The organism is Adlercreutzia sp. ZJ242 (assembly GCF_011038995.1).
In the GTDB taxonomy this organism is placed as follows: domain Bacteria; phylum Actinomycetota; class Coriobacteriia; order Coriobacteriales; family Eggerthellaceae; genus CAAEEV01.
Window position 1 is genome coordinate 1 of record NZ_JAAKEE010000029.1, and the last position, 21053, is coordinate 21053.

The 21053-nt window shown below is 68.8% G+C and carries 19 protein-coding genes; 18 read left to right on the plus strand and 1 reads right to left on the minus strand.

The window, feature by feature from the left end; all coding sequences use genetic code 11:
• The first annotated feature begins 350 nt into the window (after nt 1–350).
• A complete protein-coding gene (gene trpS / locus G7Y49_RS07745) occupies nt 351–1397 on the plus strand; it encodes a tryptophan--tRNA ligase (RefSeq protein WP_165172680.1) in 1047 nt (348 codons plus the stop codon).
• A gap of 245 nt (nt 1398–1642) precedes the next feature.
• Here the strand turns inward: trpS and G7Y49_RS07750 are convergent, their stop codons facing one another.
• Nucleotides 1643–2806 carry a glycoside hydrolase family 5 protein gene (locus G7Y49_RS07750; RefSeq protein ID WP_206214598.1) on the minus strand — a complete coding sequence of 388 codons (1164 nt, stop codon included), beginning with the start codon at nt 2804–2806 and terminating at the stop codon, nt 1643–1645.
• Between the two features lie 260 nt (nt 2807–3066).
• On the opposite strand from G7Y49_RS07750, the gene G7Y49_RS07755 reads away from it, so the two are divergent.
• From G7Y49_RS07755 to G7Y49_RS07835, 17 genes are all read left to right on the plus strand, one after another.
• A complete protein-coding gene (locus G7Y49_RS07755; RefSeq protein ID WP_165172650.1) occupies nt 3067–5238 on the plus strand; it encodes an ABC-F family ATP-binding cassette domain-containing protein in 2172 nt (723 codons plus the stop codon).
• Nucleotides 5238–5699, plus strand: a complete 462-nt coding sequence (locus G7Y49_RS07760) for a tRNA (cytidine(34)-2'-O)-methyltransferase (protein ID WP_165172651.1) — start codon at nt 5238–5240, stop codon at nt 5697–5699. The genes G7Y49_RS07755 and G7Y49_RS07760 overlap by 1 nt, the downstream gene beginning before the upstream one ends.
• A 63-nt stretch (nt 5700–5762) precedes the next feature.
• The gene (locus G7Y49_RS07765) at nt 5763–6443 is read left to right on the plus strand and encodes a site-2 protease family protein (RefSeq protein WP_165172652.1); all 681 of its coding nucleotides are present in this window, start codon (nt 5763–5765) and stop codon (nt 6441–6443) included.
• Nucleotides 6444–6459: 16 nt separating this feature from the next.
• Nucleotides 6460–7251 carry a ScpA family protein gene (locus G7Y49_RS07770; protein ID WP_165172653.1) on the plus strand — a complete coding sequence of 264 codons (792 nt, stop codon included), beginning with the start codon at nt 6460–6462 and terminating at the stop codon, nt 7249–7251.
• Between the two features lie 5 nt (nt 7252–7256).
• Nucleotides 7257–8213, plus strand: a complete 957-nt coding sequence (gene scpB / locus G7Y49_RS07775) for an SMC-Scp complex subunit ScpB (protein ID WP_165172654.1) — start codon at nt 7257–7259, stop codon at nt 8211–8213.
• 234 nt (nt 8214–8447) lie between these two features.
• Nucleotides 8448–9275, plus strand: coding sequence for a pseudouridine synthase (locus G7Y49_RS07780; RefSeq protein WP_165172681.1), 828 nt, complete (start codon nt 8448–8450; stop codon nt 9273–9275).
• A gap of 216 nt (nt 9276–9491) precedes the next feature.
• Entirely contained in the window at nt 9492–10763 is a 1272-nt protein-coding gene (locus G7Y49_RS07785; RefSeq protein ID WP_165172655.1) for a prephenate dehydrogenase/arogenate dehydrogenase family protein, read from the plus strand.
• Nucleotides 10753–12165 carry a 3-phosphoshikimate 1-carboxyvinyltransferase gene (aroA, locus tag G7Y49_RS07790; RefSeq protein ID WP_165172656.1) on the plus strand — a complete coding sequence of 471 codons (1413 nt, stop codon included), beginning with the start codon at nt 10753–10755 and terminating at the stop codon, nt 12163–12165. Before G7Y49_RS07785 ends, aroA begins: the two co-directional genes overlap by 11 nt.
• 4 nt (nt 12166–12169) lie before the next feature.
• Nucleotides 12170–12841 (plus strand): (d)CMP kinase, encoded by a 672-nt coding sequence (gene cmk / locus G7Y49_RS07795; protein ID WP_165172657.1) that lies wholly within the window; start codon nt 12170–12172, stop codon nt 12839–12841.
• Between the two features lie 26 nt (nt 12842–12867).
• Complete coding sequence (locus tag G7Y49_RS07800; protein WP_241157332.1) at nt 12868–13830, plus strand: 1-acyl-sn-glycerol-3-phosphate acyltransferase; 963 nt, start codon at nt 12868–12870, stop codon at nt 13828–13830.
• A gap of 3 nt (nt 13831–13833) precedes the next feature.
• Nucleotides 13834–14670: a 4-hydroxy-3-methylbut-2-enyl diphosphate reductase gene (ispH, locus tag G7Y49_RS07805; protein WP_165172658.1), complete on the plus strand. Its 837-nt coding sequence runs from the start codon at nt 13834–13836 to the stop codon at nt 14668–14670.
• A gap of 291 nt (nt 14671–14961) precedes the next feature.
• Entirely contained in the window at nt 14962–15216 is a 255-nt protein-coding gene (locus G7Y49_RS07810; protein ID WP_165172659.1) for a DUF4160 domain-containing protein, read from the plus strand.
• Nucleotides 15217–15225: 9 nt separating this feature from the next.
• The gene (locus G7Y49_RS07815; RefSeq protein ID WP_165172660.1) at nt 15226–15660 is read left to right on the plus strand and encodes a helix-turn-helix domain-containing protein; all 435 of its coding nucleotides are present in this window, start codon (nt 15226–15228) and stop codon (nt 15658–15660) included.
• 318 nt (nt 15661–15978) lie between these two features.
• Nucleotides 15979–17868, plus strand: coding sequence for a DUF512 domain-containing protein (locus G7Y49_RS07820; RefSeq protein ID WP_241157333.1), 1890 nt, complete (start codon nt 15979–15981; stop codon nt 17866–17868).
• 63 nt (nt 17869–17931) lie between these two features.
• Entirely contained in the window at nt 17932–19245 is a 1314-nt protein-coding gene (gene der / locus G7Y49_RS07825) for a ribosome biogenesis GTPase Der (protein ID WP_165172662.1), read from the plus strand.
• A gap of 3 nt (nt 19246–19248) precedes the next feature.
• A complete protein-coding gene (locus G7Y49_RS07830) occupies nt 19249–19956 on the plus strand; it encodes a glycerol-3-phosphate acyltransferase (protein WP_165172664.1) in 708 nt (235 codons plus the stop codon).
• Between the two features lie 15 nt (nt 19957–19971).
• Nucleotides 19972–20976, plus strand: coding sequence for an NAD(P)H-dependent glycerol-3-phosphate dehydrogenase (locus G7Y49_RS07835; protein ID WP_165172666.1), 1005 nt, complete (start codon nt 19972–19974; stop codon nt 20974–20976).
• The last annotated feature ends 77 nt before the right edge of the window (nt 20977–21053 follow it).

Genomic DNA, 21053 nt, shown 5'->3' on the forward strand with positions numbered 1-21053 from the left:
GTGAATACGTCGGCCAGGGCCGCCGAAGCGGCCGCGCATGCGGTAGGATTGTCCATGGAGGGCTCCTCTCTTTCTCGATTCTTGGTCGATAAGAGATTAGGGGAGCCCCCTTCGCCTCGCTCCGGCTCGTCGGCCAGCCTGACGGCTGCCCTCGTCGCCGGAGTCGCTATACCTCCCCAAAAACGTTACGCCGTGCGCGATTTTTTACCCAAGGCGCGTCGGGGCAAGGCGCGTCGGCGCGGCGAGCGCGTGGCGATGCTATACTATTTCGTCGGGTTTGAACTCATGCGCGCGCGGCTGCCAGACGCCGCGTGCGCTGGCGAAAGAGAGAGACAGACATGGCATCCGACATGACATCCGACACCTTCCTGGCCTCCAAGAAGATCAGCGACGAGATCAAGGCCGACCTGGCCGTGCATCCCGAGAAGTACACCATGCTCACGGGCGACCGCCCCACGGGGCGCCTGCACATGGGCCACTACTTCGGCACCATCCGCGAGCGCGTGCGCCTGCAAGACGCCGGCATCACCACGCGCATCATCGTCGCCGACTACCAGGTGATCACTGACCGCGACACCACCGAGCACATCGCCGACAACGTGCGCAACATGGTGATCGACTATTTGGCCTGCGGCATTGACCCGGAGAAGACCATCATCTTCACGCACTCGGCCATCCCGGCCTTGAACCAGCTCATGCTGCCGTTCCTGTCGCTCGTCACCGAAGCCGAGCTGCAGCGCAACCCCACCGTGAAGGCCGAGCAGGAGGCGAGCGGGCACGCGCTCACGGGGCTTCTGCTCACCTACCCGGTGCACCAGGCGTGCGACATCCTGTTCTGCAAGGGCAACATCGTGCCGGTCGGCAAGGACCAGCTGCCCCACATCGAGCAGACGCGCCAGATCGCGCGCCGCTTCAACGAGCGCTACGGTCGCGTGTTCCCCGAGCCGCACGGCCTTCTGACCGACGCCGTGGAGATCCCCGGGCTCGACGGCCGCAAGATGTCGAAGAGCTACGGCAACTCCATAGCGCTGTCGGCCACGGCTGAGGAGACCGCCAAGCTCATCAAGAAGTCCAAGACCGACTCCGAGCGCTTCATCACGTTCGACAAGGAGAACCGCCCCGGCGTGTCGGCCCTGCTCACCACGGCGGCGCTGTGCACCGGCCGCACCGAGGCGGAGATCGCCGAGGAGATCGGCAACGACGGCTCGGGCGCGCTCAAGAAGTACGTGACCGAGGCCGTGAACGCCTACCTGGCCCCCATCCGCGAGCGCCGCGAGGAGCTCGCCGCGCGCCCTGAGTTCATCCGCAAGGTGCTCGCCGAGGGCAACCGCCGCGCCAACGAGCTGGCGAACGCCACCCTCGACGAGGTGCGCGAAGCCATGGGCATGGTGTACTAGGGCCAGCTCGAGGGCGGGCTCGCCCGCGCGGTGGCGCGAAAGCGCGGAGCGAATGTCAACAAGGTCAGCCGCATGATAGCGGAAGCCGTCCTGTAGGGCGGGTATCAAAAGCTAAAGCGCCGGAGTAGGTAGCTCACGTACCTTTCCGGCGCTTTACGTGAGTTATCGTACGATGCGAGTCTGCTTTATGTCAATGATTTGCGCCTGGTTGCGGATAAGTGCTCCTTGCCCCGGCTTGCTCGTTCTCATGAGCTTGCGATGGCTTCCTTGAACCAGCGGCCGGCGTCTGTGAGGTCGGCTTCCGCCCAGCCTGACGTCGCCTGCACGTCGGGTGCGATGAGAGCGGACGTCTCGTTCTTGTTCGAGAGGCTCCACGCGACGAAGCTCACGTTTCGGCTGTTCAGCAGGTTGAGCCACGCTGCAGCCGAGTCGCCGTCGATATGCCCGTTGCCCGAGGCGTCGGTGATGCTGCACTCGCTCACGAACGCGGGCACGCCGGCGTCGAGCGCACGCGTGAGCTTCTCGCGGATGTTGTCCTTGTGCGTGGCGGCGTAGAAGTGCAGCGTGTACATGACGTTGTCATCGTCGATGCGGTTGCCGATCACCTCGTCGATGTCCTGCGACCAGGTGTTGGTGCCCACGAGCACCACGGCATCGGGGTCGTGGGCGCGGATGGCGCCGAGCGCCGCCTCCGCATAGGGCTTGATGACGGTGGCGAACGGCGAGTTCTGCGGCTCGTTGCACACCTCGTAGATCACGTTGTCGCACTCGGCGTAGCGCGCGGCCACGGTGTCGAAGAACTCGAGCGCCTCCGCCTGGTGCGCGGTCGGGTTGCCGTCGCTCAGGATGTGCCAGTCGATGATGACGTACAGATCAGCCGCCGTGGCCGCGCGCACGCCCTCGTCGATGAGGGCGAGGAGCGCTGCTCGGTCGCCGTCCGTGCAGTATCCGCCGCTCTCGGCCGTGTACATCGCCAGGCGCACGACGTTGGCGCCCCAGTCTTCGCGCAGCGTGGCGAACGCATCGGCGTTCACGTACTGCGGGAACCACGCCAGCCCGTGCGTGCTCACGCCGCGCAGCTGCACGGGGCTGCCCTTCTCGTCGGCGAGCCCGGTGCCCTCCACGTGCAGCTTGCCGGCCTCGGAGAACGCCGCGACGTTGTTGGAGGCTGCGCTCGCAGCCGCGCCCTCGCTCGCGTCGGCGACGGGTGCGGCTTCCTCGACCGCCGCGCTCTCGGCGGCGCTCGACGCATCGCCAGGGCTTGCGGGCTGGCAGCCGGCAAGGCTGAGCGCGAGCGCGAGGGCAGCCAGAAGGGCGAAGGCGGCTGCGAGGGCGGTGGCTCTGCCGGCGGGTGCCGAGACGGCGGCGGCTCTGCTTGCGGGTTGGGGACGTGGCGTCGGGCGGATCACGGGGCTCATCCTTTCTCGTGCGCGCCCGCGCGCTCTCTGCGCGGGCGGGCGCCTTCTCTTCTTGACGCCTTATGGTAAAACATCGCAGTGCGTTTGCGTACGTCGAAGGGGAGGGGGAGGTGAGCCTTGTGCTCACGGCCTGCTTCGCATTCGCCGAAAAACCCTTATAATCAACCTTTACGACGAAAATCAGCTTGGCGTGCCGGCATGCTGCCGCGCCGCCTGGCCAGCTAACGAACCAACCTAGCAGAGGCAGCTCCATGATCCTGCAGACCGAACATATCTCGAAGTCCTACGGCGGACGCCAGCTGTTCCGCGACGTCACCTTCCGCCTGGAGGAATACGACCGCCTGGCGCTCGTGGGCCCCAACGGCGCGGGCAAGACCACGATGCTCAACATCATCTCGGGTGAGGACGAGCCCGACGAGGGCCGCATCCTCTTCGCGAAGGGCGCGCGCGTGGGCTACCTCGAGCAGGAGGCCATCGAGATGGGCGTGCAGCCCATCTTCGACGAGGTCATGTCCTCGCAGGTGGAGGTGCTCGAGGCCGAGCGCCGCCTGCACAAGCTGGAGTCCGAGCTCGGCGAGAGCCCCACGCCCCAGCAGCTCGCGGCGGCGGGCCGCGCCCGCGACGCGTTTGAGATGCTCGGCGGCTACACCATCGAGGCGAAGGTGCGCGGCGTGCTGTTCGGCCTGGGCTTCAAGGAAGAGGACATGACGCGCCTGACCAGCGAGTTCTCCGGCGGTTGGCAGATGCGCATCGCGCTGGCGAAGCTGCTCATCCGCAACCCCGAGGTGCTGCTGCTCGACGAGCCCACCAACCACCTCGACCTGGAGTCGGTGAAGTGGCTCGAGGGCTTCCTGCGCTCGTACGCGGGCACGGTCATCGTGGTCAGCCACGACCGCGCGTTCATGGACAACATGGTGGACCGCGTGGCCGAGATCGACAACGGCGAGGTCATCCTCTACAAGGGCAACTACTCGGCCTACCTGCGCGCCCGCGCCGAGCGCATCGAGCGGCTGCGCGCCGAGAAGGCCAAGCAGGACGAGGAGATCGCGCACCTCGAGGCGTTCGTCGAGAAGTTCCGCTACAAGGCCACCAAGGCCAAGCAGGCGCAGGACCGCGAGAAGAAGCTCCTCAAGATCAAGGAGAACCGCATCGTCATCCCCGAGGAGAAGAAGACGGTGCACTTCAACTTCCAGCAGCCGCCGCGCACCGGCGACATGGTGGTGCGCGCGCAGGGCCTGCGCAAGCACTACGGCGAGAAGAAGGTCTACGACGGCGCCGACTTCACGATGTACCGCAGCGACAAGGTGGCGCTCGTGGGCCCCAACGGCGCGGGCAAGTCCACGCTGCTCAAGATGATCGCGGGCGTGCTCGCGCCCGACGCGGGCAGCATCGAGTACGGCGTGCACGTGTCGCACACCTACTACGCGCAGCACCAGCTCGAGGAGCTGCACGCGGGCAACACCGTGTTCGAGGAGCTCGACCGCGTGGCGCCGGGCTGGTCGATCAGCCAGGTGCGCACGCTCCTGGGCGCGTTTCTGTTCGTGGGCGACGACGTGGAGAAGAAGGTGGGCGTGCTCTCGGGCGGCGAGAAGAGCCGCCTGGCGCTGGCGAAGATGCTCGTGGCGCCCAAGCCGCTGCTCTGCCTCGACGAGCCCACCAACCACCTCGACATATCGAGCGCCGACATCCTCGAGCAGGCGCTGCTGCACTTCGAGGGCACGATCCTGTTCATCACGCACGACCGCCACCTCATCCGCAGCGTGGCGAACCGCATCGTGGAGGTGACGCCGGGCAAGATCACCAGCTACGACGGCGACTACGACTACTACCTGTACAAGTCGGGGCAGCTCGACAACCCCGACCCGGCTGACCGCTCGCTGGTGGACGAGGTGTTCGAGGGCGAGGGCGCGGCGAAGGGGAGCGCCGCGCGCGGCGACGCGGCCGGCAGGGTTGCGGGCGCGAAGGCCGCGACGGGCGCGAAGGGGGGCGCGGCCGGCAAGGCGAGCTCGGCGGGCGCGGGCTCCGCTGGCAAGGCGAGCTCGGCGGGCTCGGGCACGGGTGCGCAGGCGGCCGCCCCCAAGGCCGCCGACGCCTCGCTCACGGCCCCGAAGGCGAGCGCGCCGAAGTCCAAGGAGCAGAAGCGCCGCGAGGCCGAGGCGCGCAACCGCGCCTACGCCGCGCTCAAGCACCACCGCCGCCGCATCGCCGAGCTCGACGCGCAGCTCGAGCGCGACAACGCGCGCATGGCCGAGCTGCTCGAGCTCATGGCCGACCCCGACTTCTACATCAACGAGAGCGCCTCGTCCGACGCCGTCGCCGAGCACGGCAAGCTCAAGGTGCGCATCGCCGAGGCCGAGGAGGAGTGGTTCGTGCTCAACGAGGAGCTCGAAGAGGAGATGGCTCGCCAGGCGGAGCGGGCCTGATGCTGAACGTCGTCTTGGTCGAGCCCGAGATCCCGCAGAACGCGGGCAACGTCGCGCGCACCTGCGCGTGCGCGGGCGCGCGGCTGCACCTCGTGGAGCCCATGGGCTTCCACGCCACCGAGCGCAACCTCAAGCGCGCGGGCTGCAACTACTGGAACGACGTGGACATCGAGCGCTGGCCCTGCGCCGAGGCGTTCTTCGAGGCGCACGAACGTGACGAGCTGCACCTGTTCACGGGCGCGGCGGCGCGCGGCTATGCCGAGGCGAGCTTCGGGCCTGACGCCTACCTGGTGTTCGGGCGCGAGAGCCGCGGGCTCGACCCCGCGCTCATCGAGCGCTTCGCCGGGCGCTGCGTGCGCATCCCCATGCGCGCGGGCCTCGACTCGCTCAACGTGTCGAACGCCGCCGCCATCGCGGTCTTCGAGGCCCTGCGCCAGCAGGGCTTCCCCGGGCTTGTGTGATTTTCGCCCATGCGCGCCCGCGCGCGTTCCCGCATCCGCGCGCATCGACTAGACTTATGCCCCATGGATACCGACTACCTCATCTACATCATCTGCTCCATCTTGAGCTTCGCGCCGGCGATTGTGCTGCACGAGGTGGCGCACGGCTTCGCGGCCTACAAGCTCGGCGACCCCACGGCCAAGCGCGCCGGGCGCCTCTCGCTCAACCCCGCGAAGCACGTCGACCCGTTCGGCACGGTGCTTCTGCCGCTCATGCTCATGGTGCTCAACTGGCCCATCTTCGGCTACGCGAAGCCGGTGCCGTACAACCCCACGTACTTCAAGGACCCGCGCAAGGGCGACTTCATCGTGGGCCTCGCGGGCCCGTGCGCGAACCTCGTGATGGCGGGCGCGGCGGCGCTTGTGGCCCACGCGCTCTTCGGCGTGGCGCCGAGCCTTCTGGAAAACGAGGCGTTCCAGTACTTCTACCTGATGTTTTTGCCCATGTTCGCGCTGATCAACCTGTACCTCATGTTCTTCAACCTGCTGCCCATCCCGCCGCTCGACGGCTCGTCGATCTTCGCGCTCGCCATCCCGCGCCAGTATCTGCCGAAGTACTACGAGATCCAACGCTACGCGTTTCCCATCTTCATGATCGCCGTCGTGGTGGTCCCGTACGTGTTCAACTTCAACCCGTTCTCCTGGTATTTGGACCTCACGGCGTGCAACCTGGCGAACCTGATGTTCCCGTTCCGCGTGGCCTAGGGGGCTTGGGGGCCGCATGTCGTACAAGGTGCGCATTGACAGCTTCGAGGGGCCGTTTGACCTGCTGCTCTACCTCGTGAGTCGCCAGAAGGTGGACATCGGGGCCATCTCGATCACCGAGATCGCCGACCAGTACCTCGAGGAGGTGTCCCACATGGACAGCCTCGACCTGGACGTGGCGAGCGACTTCCTGCTGGTGGCCTCCACGCTGCTCGAGATCAAGGCGCAGAGCCTCATCCCGCGCGACCGCACCGAGCTCGACGACGAGCTGGCGGAGCTCGCGCCCTCCGAGGCGCGCGACCTGCTCGTCGAGCGGCTGGTGGAGTACAAGAAGTACAAGAACGCGGCGGGCGAGCTGCACGCGCGCTTCGTCGCCGAGGGCCGCATGCACGTGCGCCCCTTCGGGCCCGACGCGAGCTTTCTGGGGCTCATGCCCGACTTCCTGGCTGGCGTGAGCATTGACGCGCTCGGGCTTCTGGCCGCGCGCGCCATGGCGCGCCGCGAGGTGTTCCTGCTGGAGAGCGAGCACATCGCCGCGAAGCCCATCCCGGTCGAGGTGCACGTGCGCGCCATCCACCAGCGCATCGTGAACCGCAAGCACCTGCGCTTCTCGGACCTGGTGAGCGCCGAGACGCCGCCCGAGGTGGTCGTCGTCACGTTTCTGGCGATCCTCGAGCTGTACAAGCGCTCCATGGTGCGGCTTGAGCAGCCCGAGACGTTCGGCGACATCGCAATCGACTACATCGAGGGCTCGGGCGAGCTGAGCCTGGTGGGCGAGGACGCGCTCACGTCGGTGGGAGAGGAGTAGCCCCCATGTTCCAAGGACTTCAAGCTGACCAGGTCAGAGGCGCGGTCGAGGCCATGCTCTTCGTCACCGACGAGCCGGTGGGCACCATCACGCTGGCCGAGATGCTCGAGTGCGACGTCGCGCTGGTGGAGGACGCGCTCGTGAGCCTGCGCGACGCGCTCGAGTTCGAGAACCGCGGCATCCAGCTGCGCGAGGTGGCGGGCGGCTGGCGGCTGTTCACGCACCCGGCCTACCACGAGCTGGTCGAGAAGTACGTGCTGTCGTGGGACACGCGCAAGCTGTCGACGGCGGCCATGGAGACGCTCGCCATCGTGGCCTACACGCAGCCGGTCACGCGCGCGGGCGTGGCGAGCGTGCGCGGCGTGAACTCCGACAGCTCCATCAACTCGCTGGTGGAGAAGGGGCTTCTGCGCGAGGTGGGCACGGCCGACACGCCGGGCAACCCCGTGCTCTACGGCACCACGCGCGGCTTTCTGGAGAAGTTCGGCCTGCGCTCCGTGGCCGACCTGCCGGATCTGGCCGACTTCGCGCCCGACGAGGAGACGCGGCGGCTGATCATGCAGCGCCTGAGCGCCACGCGCGACGACGCGGCGGTGTCCGACGCGCAGGCGCGCGCCATGGCCGAGGCGCTCGTGTACGGCGACGAGGAGGGCGGCGCGGACGTGGGCGCGCTTGCGGGCACGGGCGGTGCGAGCGCGCCGGGGGCTGCGGGCGGCGAAGGCGCTGCGAGCGGCTCGAGCGCGCCGGGCGGCGAAGGCGCTGCGAGCGGCTCGAGCGCGCCGGGCGGCGTGGGCGGCGTCGCCGCAGGTGGCGAGGGCGCCGCGAACACGATGGGCGCCGCAGGCGCGCCAGCGGCAGCCAAGTCGACCGAGGCCATGTTCGCCGAGGCCATCGCGAGCACGCTCGGCGTGGTCGACAAGATCGACTTCGACTCCCTCGTTTTCGAAACCGATGACGAGTAATCGTGGGCAAAGGTGCGAGAAACGCGCGATCTGATACCGCGTGAGAGCGTTTTGGCATGCCTTCGTCGTATTGTCTTGTGTAGAGAATGGTTCTGGCCAGGTGTTTGTTTTCGACATAATTGCATGGGTTGAGGTCGACGGCGATATTACATCGCGCGACGGTATCGGATCGCGTGTTTCTCGCATATTAGACGCCTCTAACTTGCATTTTGAGGGTGATGCCCGGTGAACGAGATGCGCTTGCAGAAGTTCCTGGCGCGCGCGGGGGTGGCCTCGCGGCGCGGGTCCGAGGAGCTCATCAGCGCGGGGCGCGTGCGCGTGAACGGCGCGTGCGTGACCGAACTCGGCAGCAAGGTGGACGCCGACTCCGACGTGGTGGAGGTCGACGGCGCGCGCGTGGAGCTGCCGCGCGAGAGCGTGACCCTCATGCTGCACAAGCCCGCGGGCTACGTGACCACCATGTCCGACCCGCAGGGGCGCCCGACCGTCGCCGAGCTCGTGCCGGCGGGGGAGGGCCGCTTCGCGGGGCTCTACCCGGTGGGGCGCCTCGATGCCGACACCACGGGGCTTCTGCTCTTCTCCACCGACGGCGAGCTGGGCAACGCGCTTCTGCACCCGCGTCGGCACGTGACCAAGCGCTACGTGGCGCTCGTGGAGGGCTCGCCTGACGCGCGCGACGTCGAGCGGCTGCGCCGCGGCGTGCGTCTTTCCGACGGCATGACGCTTCCCGCTGAGGTGCGCGTGCTCGAGGGGAAGGCGGCGAAGCGCGCCGCGGCGCTCATCGGCGAGGGGCGCGCCTCGAGCGGGAACGCCCGCCGGCACACGGGCAGGCGCTCGCGCGCGGCCCTCGAGCACGCCGGCGCGTGCAGCTACGTGGAGGTGGGCCTGCGCGAGGGGCGCAAGCGCCAGGTGCGCCGCATGCTCGAGGCGGTGGGATGCCCCGTGGTGGCTCTGCACCGCGCGACGTTCGGCCCGCTTGAGCTGGGGGATCTTCCTCGCGGGCAGTGGCGGGAGCTTGCAGGCGAAGAGGTGGCGGCGCTGCGGGAGGCCGCGCGGGAGTAGGTCCTCGGCGCGGAGCCTTGGCATGTTCGGGGCAGTGCGGGCGCATCCGCCGCCCGGCGCCTCGCCGCCGCGGGCGCTCGCCGACCGCCGCGGCGTGCGCCGCGTGGGAATTAACCTCGCTTTCACCCGCTCGCCTCCCAAACGTATACAATACTGTCACGCTCAAAGCGAGCCTAGGATTACGAACGAGAACGAGCAAGAGGAAGCACTGCCCTTATGCCTGACCAGACTCAACCCACGTCCGCGCCGACGGGCGCGAGCGCCCCAGACGCCCCGGGCGCCGCATCTGCGGCGACGCCCGAGCCGACGGCCGCCGCGGCGCCCGACGGCCCGCAGCGCGAGACGCCGTTTCGCTCCGTCGCCGTCATCGGCCTCGGCCTCATCGGCGCGTCGTTCGCCGCGGCCGTGCGCGCCGCCTACCCTGACGTCACCGTGTTCGGCGTCGACGTCGACGGGCGCACCTGCGTGGTGGCCGAGGAGCGCGCGTGGGCCACGCGCGCCACGCGTCCTGACGACCCCGCGTTCGAGCAGTTCATCCGCACGTCCTGCGACCTCGCGGTCATCGCCACGCCGGTTGCCGCCGTCGACGACTACCTGCGCCGCCTCGCCGCGTGGGACTTCCGCGGCGTGCTCACCGACACCGTCTCCACCAAGGCGCACATCCTCGAGGCTGCCGCAGGCATCCTGCCCGCGCCGCAGAACTACGTGCCGGGCCACCCCATGGCCGGCTCCGAGCACAACGGCATCGACGGCGCGCGCAGCGACCTGTTCAAGGGCGCGAACTGGATCCTCTGCCCCGACGAGCAGACCGTCCCCGAGCACTTCCAGAAGCTCCACGAGCTCATCACGGGCGGCCTCGAGGCGCGCGTGGTGTCGCTGCGCCGCGAGGAGCACGATCGCGCCGTGGCCATCGTGAGCCACGTGCCGCACATGGTGGCGTCCTCGCTCGTGAACCTGGCGTGCCGTCACGCCGACGACTCCCAGGCCCTCATGCGCCTGGCTGCGGGCGGCTTCAAGGACACCACGCGCATCGCCGCGGGCTCGCCGAAGCTGTGGTGCGGCATCGCGTTCGACAACGCCGAGGCGCTCTCGGACGGACTCGCCGAGATGCAGGGCATCATCGGATCGTTCGCCACGGCGCTTGCGGAGGGCGACCGCGAGGGCTTCACGCGCCTGCTCGCGGAGGCGTCCGACGCGCGCCGCGCGCTGCCGGCGGCCTGGGTGCCCTCCACCGAGAAGCTGCTCGAGGTGCGCATCCCCATGGTCAACCGCACCGGCGTGGTGGCCGAGGTGACCACCATCGCCAGCTCGGTCGGGTGCAACATCCAGTCCATCGACATCGACCACATCTCTGAGGGCAACGCCGTGCTCTCCCTCATCCTCACCGACGAAGGCGATATCGGCCAGCTCTCGTTCCAGCTGATCACCGCTGGTTTCTCGGTATCGTTCAGTCCCTTGAGCCCGAAGGAGCACGCGCATGTCGACTAAGCTCTCAACCGCATCCGCATCCGCGGCGACCACGCCCGCGCCCGAGGCGTCCGCGCCCGCAACGTCCGAGGCGTCCGCGCCCGCCGCGACCCTCATCAACCCGCTTCCCGGCCCGCTGCGCGGCAGCGTCACCGTGCCCGGCGACAAGTCCATCTCGCACCGCGCGGTGCTGTTCAGCGCCATGGCCGAGGGCACGTCAACCGTGAGCGGCGTGCTCGACTCCGAGGACGTGCGCTCCTCGCTCGCCGCCGTGCGCGCGCTCGGCGCGCAGGCTGACCTGGAGAAGCAGCCCGACGGCTCGCTGGCGGGCACCATCACCGGCTGGGGCGCGAAGGGCCCCTCCCAGCCCGAGGGTCCCATTGACTGCGGGAACTCCGGCACCACGGCGCGCCTGCTCATGGGCGTCTTGGCACCGTGGGACATCCGCGTCGAGCTCACGGGCGACGAGTCGCTGTGCCGCCGCCCCATGCGCCGCATCACCGCGCCGCTCATGAAGATGGGCGCGCACTTCGACCCCGCGGGCAAGGAGACGCTGCCCATCACAGAGATGGGCACGCGCTCGCTGCGCGCGCTCACCTACGACGCCCCCATGGCGTCGGCCCAGCTCAAGACCGCGGTTCTGCTCGCGGGCGTGTTCGCCGAGGGCACCACCACCTTGAACGAGCCCGCGCCCTCGCGCAACCACACCGAGCTCATGCTGCCCGAGTACGGCGTGCCCACCACGGCGGGCACGCGCGTGGCGAGCGTGCAGGGCCCGGCCGCCATGCGCGCGAGCACGGTGGCGGTGCCGGGCGACCCCTCCTCGGCCGCCTTCATCGCGGCGGCGGCGCTGCTCGTGCGCGGCAGCAGCGTGACCATCGAGAACGTGAGCCTCAACCCGGCGCGCATCGGGTTCGTGCGCACGCTCGAGCGCATGGGCGCCGAGATCACCACGCGCCGCGAGGGCTGCGCGGGCAAGGAGCCCTCGGGCAGCATCCACGTGGAGCACACGCCCGCGCTGCGCGGCTGCGAGGTGCCGCCGCAGCACATCGCCTCCATCATCGACGAGATCCCCGTGCTCTCGCTCGTGGCGGCGCACGCGCGCGGCGTCACGGTGTTCAAGGGCGTCTCCGAGCTGCGCGTGAAGGAGTCGAACCGCCTGGCCGCCATCATCGAGGGGCTCGGCCTCATCGGCGTCGATGCGTGGGAGGAGGGCGACGACCTCTGCATCGAGGGCGACCCGCAGCTCGAGGTGCCGCGCGGCATCACCTTCGCCACGCGCGGCGACCACCGCCTCGCCATGACGTGGGCGCTCGCGGGCCTTGCAGGCGACGTCCCGGTATCCGTCGAGGACTTCGCGTGCGTGGCCGTGAGCTTCCCCGAGTTCCTCGCCACCATGCAGAAGCTGGCAGACAAGGAGTAGAGAGATGATCATCGCAATTGACGGCCCGTCGGGTGCGGGCAAGTCCACGGTCGCGAAGGCCGTGGCCCAGAAGCTCGGCTTCTCGTGCTTGGACACGGGCGCCATGTACCGCGCGGTGGCGTGGCGGGCGTTGCGCGACGGCGTGGCGCTTGATGACGCCGAGGCGCTCGGGAACGTCGCGCGCACTCATGAGATCGCCTTCGGGCACGTCGAGGGCGACCCCATTCCCCGCCGCGTGTTCATCGGGGGCGCGGAGGTGACCGACGCCATCCGCACGGCCGAGATCGACCGCGCGGTGAGCCTGGTGAGCGCGGTGCCCTCGGTGCGCGCGGCGCTCGTCGACCAGCAGCGCCGGATCGGCAACGCGGGTGACTACGTGGTCGAGGGGCGCGACATCGGCACGTGCGTGTTCCCAGGCGCTGAGGTGAAGGTGTTCCTCACGGCGTCCGACGAGGAGCGCGCGCGCCGCCGCGTGCGCCAGAACGTCGACCGGGGCGTGGGCTCCACCGACTACGACGAGGTGCTCGCCGACCTGCGCCGCCGCGACGAGCTCGACTCGAGCCGCTCCGCGTCGCCTCTGCGCGCGGCCGACGACGCCGTGCTCATCGACTCCACGAAGCACTACATCGAGGAGGTCATCGACCAGATCTGCGCGCTGGCCGCCGACGCGCGCTAGCGTGCCCGAGGGTGAGGAGAGCTTCCTTGTTTCTTAAATACTCTGAGATGTGGGACATGCCGCTCGGCGGCACCTCGGCCGACCGGCAGATCCCGCACTGGTTCGGCAACGCGGCGTGGGCGTTCATCGGGGCGATCTTCAAGGTGTGCTTTCGCTACCGCGTGGACGGGCGTGAGAAGCTGCGCGCGTTTGACGGCAAGTCGGGCGCGGTGGTGGTGTGCAACCACACCTCGTTCCTCGACGTGGTGATGATCTACCTCGCGGCGCGGCCGAAGCAGTGGGTGCGCTTCATGGGGCGCGACACGCTGTTCGACAACGCGGGCGGCCTTCTGGGCCAGGCGCTCTCGCGCGTGGGGGCGTTCCCGGTCAAGCGCGACTCGGCCGACCGCACCTCCATCAAGCGCGCGACGCGCATGCTCAAGAACAACGAGCTCGTGGTCATCATGCCCGAGGGCACGCGCCGCGGCAAGGGCTCCGCGACGCCGACCATCCACGCGGGCGCGGCGTTCGTGGCGCGCATGGGGCACGCGCCCATCCTGCCCATGACGGTGCGCAACGCCGAGCTGGTGAAGCAGAAGGGGAAGCGCCTGCGCTTCCCGAAGATCACGGTGGAGTACGGCGACCCGATCCTCGTGGGCGACTTCGACTTCGTGCCGAAGGACGAGCGGCTCGACGCGTGCTCGTGGTACGCCATGCGTGAGTGCTTCGCGCTCTCGCAGCGCGTGCCGCGCGAGGAGGTCGACATGCGGGCGCTCTTCCCTGAGGGGAAGGACTACGCCGCCCTGTTCGCCGCGCACCCGCTGCCGCGCCACAGCGCCGGAGAGCTCGCGGAGGCGGTGGCTGCGAAGGCCGGCAAGCGCGCGGCGCTCGAGAAGGGCAGGGGCGCGGCGGCCGCGAAGGGCGCCGGAGTCGGCGAGCGTGCGGGCGCGATGGCCGACGGGGACGTGGCTGTGGCCGGCGCGACGGCTGCGAACGCGAAGGAGGCGTGAGGCATGCAGGTGATCCAGGCGAAGCACGCGGGCGCATGCTACGGCGTGCAGCGCGCGCTCGACATGGCGATGGCGGTGGTGGAGCGCGGCGGCGAGGTGGCCACGCTCGGGCCGCTCATCCACAACCCGAAGGTGGTGGCCGACCTCGAGGCGCGCGGCGCGCGCGTGGCCGAGGCGCCTGCCGACATCCACGGCGGCACGGTGATCATCCGCAGCCACGGCGTGACGCCCGAGGTGCGCGCCGAGCTCGAGGAGCGCGGGCTCGACATCGTGGATGCCACCTGCCCGCACGTGGCGCGCGCCCAGGCGGCCGCGGCCGAGATCGCGGGCGCGGGCTGCCGCGTGATGGTGGTCGGCGAGGCGGGGCACCCCGAGGTGGAGGGCCTCACCGCGTGCGCGCAGGCCGCGGGCGGCAAGGTCGACGTGGTGGCCGCGCCCGCCGATGTGCCCGAGGGGCTCTACGACCCCATCGGCGTGGTGGTGCAGACCACCCAGGTGCGCGACAACCTCGACGCGGTGGTGGCGGCCCTTGAGGAGCAGGGGTTGAGCCCCATCGTGAAGAACACCATCTGCTCGGCCACGAGCCAGCGCCAGAGGACGGCCGCCGACGTGGCGGACCGCGTTGACGCCATGGTGGTCATCGGCGGGCGCAACTCCTCGAACACCACGCGCCTCGCCGAGATCTGCGCCGAGCGCTGCGTGCGCACCTTCCACGTGGAGAGCGCGGGCGAGCTGGCGCCCGAGCAGTTCGCGGGCTGTGCGGCGGTCGGCGTGACGGCTGGGGCCTCCACGCCCGAGGACCAGATCCAAGCCGTAGTCGCCTTCCTCGAGGAGCTGTAAGCCGGCGAAGGGGACGCGAGTCGCGAGCGGCGCGGGGCGCAGGGCGCAGGTGTCGGGCGCAGGGCGCGCCTCCAGCTCCTCCAAGCCGCCGCCATCGTGCTCAGCTCGCCTCCCATATCTGTTCCGAACGCGGAACGTTTTTGCCACCTGACGCACAATGTAAATATTCCGCATGCGGAACTTTTTTTCAGCGAAAGGCATCATCATGACCGCCATAGTGCTGTCATCCTGTCTATGTCACAATTCACGATACCGTGATATAATGAGCGCAACCTGAGGCGAGGAGGGCGAATGCCAACGCTTGCGCGCTTTTACGGAATAGTGATCAGGATGTATTTTCTGGGCTCCGAGCACAACCCTCCTCATGTTCATGCGATATACGGCGAGGACACTGCGGCATTCAGCATCAGGACAGGTGATATTATCGACGGCGATTTCCCCAAGCGCGCTGCGGACATGGTCGGGGAGTGGATCTCTCTCAATCGGGAGGACCTGATCAAGATGTGGGAGACGCAAGAGTTTAAGAAACTCGATCCGCTAAGCTAGGAGACAGCTATGTTTCATAAGGTGAAAGACGTTGTCGCGCTTCCGGGACTGAGGCTTGGCGTTCAGTTTGCGAATGGCGCGACGAAGATATACGACGTGAAGCCCCTGATTGCCAGATTTCCAGCTTTCGGCGCACTTGAGGACGAGGCGCTGCTTTCCGACGTCAGGGTGGATGTCGGTGGGTATGGGATCATCTGGAGCGATGAGCTCGACCTGTCATGCGATGAGCTGTGGGAGCACGGTGAGGACGTCGAGACGCCCTTCGACGGGCTCATGTCCTTCGCGGATGCAAGCGAGCTCTGGGGCCTCAGCGAATCAACGCTGCGCAAGGCGGTTGCGAGCGGCAAGATCATGTCCGGCGTGGATGCTCGCAAGTACGGCAAGCAGTGGGTCGTCACGCGTGATGCGATGCAAAGGGAATACGGGCAGCCCGTGGTGGTTTAGAGCCCCGATAATAGATGGCACCTCCTTCTTCCTTGCGCTTCCTTTTGAAAGAGGGGTCGTCGAAAGGCCAGCGGCTTGGCTTTTGCGGATCTGACCTTGCGTTCTGTCGATCGGCGAGCCTCAGGGGAGAGCCGGGCTGGGGTTGCGGTTATAATGCCAAGAGGATATGGCGACGGACGCTGGCGGGCGATGGGCTTGCAGTCGACTGGCGCTTGTGGGCGATGGGCGCTGGCAGGTGGCTGGCGTTTGCGGGCAGCGGCGCTGGCGGATGACCGGCAGCGTTCGTCGGCAGCGGCTGACTTGAAGAAGGCGGGTTGCGTGGAGATTTACCCTTCACCAGACATAGTGCGGCAGGCGGGCGACCGCCCGCGCGCCCGCGCCTGCGGTGACGCGGAAGTTTCTGCTTGCGCCTGCGATAATGCGGAGACTTCCGTACTTGCCTGCGCCTGCGGTGACGCGGAAGCCCCTGCCTGCACCTGCGACGAAGCGGAGGCTTCTGCGCCTGCTGACGCGCCCGCCGACGCATCCGCATCGGCGCGAGGGTCCGCTCCCGCGCCCCGGCGCGCGGCTCGCTCCACGGTGCCGCCTCGCGCGCTCATCACCGCCGTCGAGCCCGACTCGCCCGCCTATGACGCGGGCTTCGAACCGGGATGCTACCTCACGAGCGTCGACGGACAGCCCTTGCGGGACATCATCGACTGGCGCTGGCTCTCCGCCGAGGACGTCATCGAGGTGGGGTACGTCGACCTCGACGGCGACGCGGGCGTGGTGGAGCTCGAGCGCGAGGAGGGGGAGGACTGGGGCTTCACCTTCGAGGGCGTGGTGTTCGACGCCGTCAAGCTGTGCCGCAACGCGTGCACGTTCTGCTTCATGCGCCAGCTGCCCGCGCACATGCGCCCCTCGCTCTCGCTGCGCGACGACGACTTCCGCCTGAGCTTTCTGTCCGGCACGTTCGTGACGCTCACCAACTTGAGCGCCGAAGACGAGGCGCGCATCATCGAGCAGCACATCTCGCCTTTGCGCGTGTCGCTGCACGCGAGCGACCCCGTCGCGCGCCGCACGCTCATCGGCCGCCATGCGCAGCACGGCCTCGACGCGCTCGACCGCCTGCTCGCGGCAGGCATCGAGGTGCACGCGCAGATCGTGCTCGTGCCCGAGGCGAACGACGGCGACGTGCTGCGCGGGACGCTGGCGTGGGCCTACGCGCGCCCGAACATCCTGAACGTCGGCATCGTGCCCCTCGGCTTCACCAAGCACCAGGCCTTCTTCGACCACAGCTTCAACGACCCGGCTGCCGCGCGCGCGGTCATCGACATCGTGGAGCCCTTCCAGCGCCGCGCGCTCGCCGAGCGCGGCGAGCCGTGGGTGCACGCGGCTGACGAGCTCTACCGCAACGCCTACCTGGCCGACACGGCGGAGAAGATCCCTCCCACCAGCCATTACGGCGACTTCTCGCTCTTCGAGGACGGCATCGGCATCATCCGCTCCTACGTGGACGAGTTCGACGCGGCCTGCGCGGGCGGGCTCGCGCGTCGCGCCGCCGACGCGCTCGACGTCGCCGGCCTGCGCGTGCGCTACGTGGTGGGCGAGGCCATGCAGCCCTTCCTTGACCGCATGGTCGAGCGAAGCCCGCTGGCCGGCCGCCTCGTCCCCCTCACGGTGCGAAACACCTACTTCGGCGGCAACGTGGACGTCACCGGCCTCCTCTGCGCCTGCGACATCGTGCCCGCGATACAGGTCGCTCGCCAGGGTGATGCTCGAGGGGACGATCCGATGGTGCGCACCAAGCGAGTTCCGCACGAGCCGGAAGCGCCAGCGGCGCTTCCGAGCGAACAGGACTGTCTGAGCGACTGCGCTCCATCGGATCGTCCTCCGCGGGAGACATGCGATCAAGAAGAGGTCGCGCGGGGCGGGGGGCTGCGCTCACAAAGCGAGTTCCGCAGCGACTGCGACAGTCCTGCGGACTGTCGCACCAAGCGAGGACTGTCTGAGCGACTGAGCGTTGCCCCCCGCCCCGCACCCCCCGTTCTGCGCGACCTCTTCGTCATCCCGCGCGTCATCTTGAACGACGCCGGCGTGACGCTCGATGACGCTACCGTAGAGGATATGGAGAAGGCCGCGGGCACGCCCATCAGCGTGGTATCCTGTAACCCGTTAGATTACCTAACTGAAATCATCAACCTGGCCGCTGCGGGGCGGGTCCTCTGAGCGTGCGCCTCGTGCGCCGCGCAGGGCAGGCCGCGAAGCCCTCGACCATAGAAGGAACGAATCATGGCATTACCTCTCGTCGCCGTCGTCGGGCGTCCCAACGTGGGCAAGTCCACGCTGGTGAACCGCATCGCGCAGACTGGCGAGGCCATCGTGCACGAGATGCGCGGCGTCACGCGCGACCGCTCGTACCACAAGGCCGACTGGAACGGCATCGACTTCACGCTCGTCGACACGGGCGGCATCGAGATGGGCAACGAGGACGCCTTCCAGAGCTCCATCCGCGCGCAGGCGTTCGAGGCCACGCGCCAAGCTGACGTCATCGTGTTCCTCGTCGACGGCAAGACCGGCATCAACGCCGACGACGAGGAGGTGGCGCGCATTCTGCGCCGCGCGAACAAGCCGGTGTTCCTTGCGGTGAACAAGATGGACAACCCCTCGAAGGAGGACGCCATCTGGGAGTTCTACAACCTGGGGCTCGGCGACCCGTGGCCGGTGTCGGCGACGCACGGGCACGGCACGGGCGATCTGCTCGACGAGGTCACAGCCGAGCTGGCCAAGCTCGACTATGACGGGCAGGACGAGGTGCCGGCCGTCAACGTGGCCATCATCGGCCGCCCGAACGCGGGCAAGTCCTCGCTCACCAACCGGCTCACCAACGACGAGCGCTCCATCGTGAGCGACGTGGCGGGCACCACGCGCGACGCCGTGGACACGCTCGTGGAGCACGAGGGCGAGCTCTACCGCATCGTCGACACGGCGGGCCTGCGCCGCAAGAGCCACATCGACGAGGACGTGGAGTACTACGGGTTCGTGCGCGCCATGCGCGCGATCGACCGCGCCGACGTGGCGCTGCTCGTGATCGACGGCACGCTCGGCCTCACCAACGAGGACCAGCGCGTGGCGGGCTACGCGGCCGAGCGCGGCTGCGCGATGGCCATCATCCTGAACAAGTGGGACATCGTGGAGGGCCCCGAGGCCAAGCAGAAGATCCGCGAGCTCATCGAGGACCGCATGACGTTCGTGGGCTACGCGCCCGTGATCGCCGTCTCGGCGCTGACCGGCAAGAAGGTCGACCGCGTGTGGGACGTCATCGACCAGGCGTATGCGGGCTACTCCACCGAGATACCCACGAGCCAGCTCAACGCGTGGCTCGCCGACATCCGCGAGACGGGCCACACCGTGAGCAAGGGGAAGGCCCTTCTGCGCATGAAGTACGTCACGCAGACCTCCACGTGCCCGCCGCAGTTCACGTTCTTCTGCAACCGCCCCGACATCGTGGACGACAACTACGAGCGCTACCTCGAGAACCGCCTGCGCGAGCGGTTCAACCTGGAGGGAACGCCCATCCGCCTCAAGTTCAAGAAGAAGGACTAGCCCATGCTCGGCGTGCTTCTGTGGGCCGTCGGCCTGTTCGTCGCCTGCTTCCTCCTCGGCTCCATCCCGTGGGGCGTGATCATCTCGCGGGTGTTCTTCCACAAGGACATCCGCGACGAGGGATCGGGCAACATCGGCACCACCAACGCCATGCGCTCGATGGGCAAGGCGGGCGGCGGCGCGGTGTTCGTGCTCGACTTCGGGAAGGGCGTGCTCTCGGGCGTGCTCGCGACGCTCGTGGCGCCCTACGTGCAGGGCTCGCTCGTCGTGAGCGCCGCCCAGGCGGGGAGCTTCGGCGGCATGCTCGTGGCGGCGACCGCGCCTGTCGCCGAGAGCGCGCTCGCGCTCTGCTTCGGCGTGGCCTTCTTCGGCTGCGTGTGGGGGCACATCTTCAGCCCGTGGCTGGGCTTCAAAGGCGGCAAGGGCATCGCGGTGGCCGTGGGCTGCCTGTTCGTGGTGTTCGGGCCCGTCGGCGCGCTGCTCGAGATCGCGATCTTCGCCGTGCTGGTGGTGACCACGCGCTACGTGTCGGTGGGCTCGATCGCCGCGGCGGCGGCCTGCCCGTTCTTCTCGCTGTACTACCTGTGGGGCCACGGGCTCGCCGTGGCGCTCATGACGGTGGGCGCGCTCACGGTGGTGTGGGCGCACCGCGGCAACATAGCGCGCCTGCGCGCGGGCAACGAGCGCAGGGTCGGGGACAAGAAGAAGTAGGGAGTTGAGCGCATCATGAAGGTTGCGGTTATCGGCGCGGGGTCGTGGGGCACGGCGCTCTCCCAGGTGCTCGCGGCGAACGGGCACGACGTGGCGCTGTGGGCGCGCAACCCCGCGGTGGTCGCGGGCGTGAACGAGCAGCACAGAAACCCGCGCTACCTGACGGACTCCGTGCTCTCGCCGCGCGTGCGCGCGACGCTCTCCTACGCCGACGCGCTCGCCGACGCGCGCGCCGTGGTGGTGGTCACGCCCTCGCACATCATGCGCAGCGTGGGGGCCGAGCTCGCCGGGCTCGTCGCTCCTGAGACCCCCGTCGTCATCTGCTCGAAGGGCGTCGAGGAGAAGACCGGCATGCTGCCCATCGCCGTTCTCGCCGACGAGGTGGGCAACCCCGCGCGCATGGCCGTGCTCTCCGGCCCCAACCACGCCGAGGAGATCATCTGCGGGAAGCCCGCCGCCACGGTCATCGCGAGCACGTCGGAGGCGACGGCGGTGCTCTTCCGCGACCTGTTCGCCACGGACACCTTCCGCACCTACACGTCGTCCGACGCGGCGGGCGTGGAGCTCTGCGCGGCGTTCAAGAACGTGATCGCCATCGCCGTGGGCATCTCCTACGGGCTGGGCTACGGCGACAACACCGCGTCGCTTCTGATCACGCGCGGGCTCGCCGAGATGAGCCGCATGGTGGTGGCCTGCGGTGGCGAGGCGATCACGTGCATGGGGCTCGCGGGCGCGGGCGACATGGTGGCCACGTGCATGTCGAAGCACTCGCGCAACCGCCGCTTCGGCGAGGACTACGTGGCGCGCGGCCGCACGCTCGACGACTTCGCCGCCGACACGCACATGGTGGTGGAGGGCGCGCTCGCGTGCAAGACGCTCGAGGTGCTCTCGGAGCGCCATCACGTGGAGCTGCCCATCACCGACACGGTGCGCGAGATCGTCTGGAAGGGGGCCGACGCGGCCACCGCCGCGCGCCTGCTCGCCGACCGCCCGCTGACCACGGAGTTCTACGGGCTGTAGGTTTTGCCGCTGCGAAGGGCCGGGGCGTCCCAGCCCTTCTCGCTGACGTTGCCGATTGCGTGAGGGAAGAGGGCTCG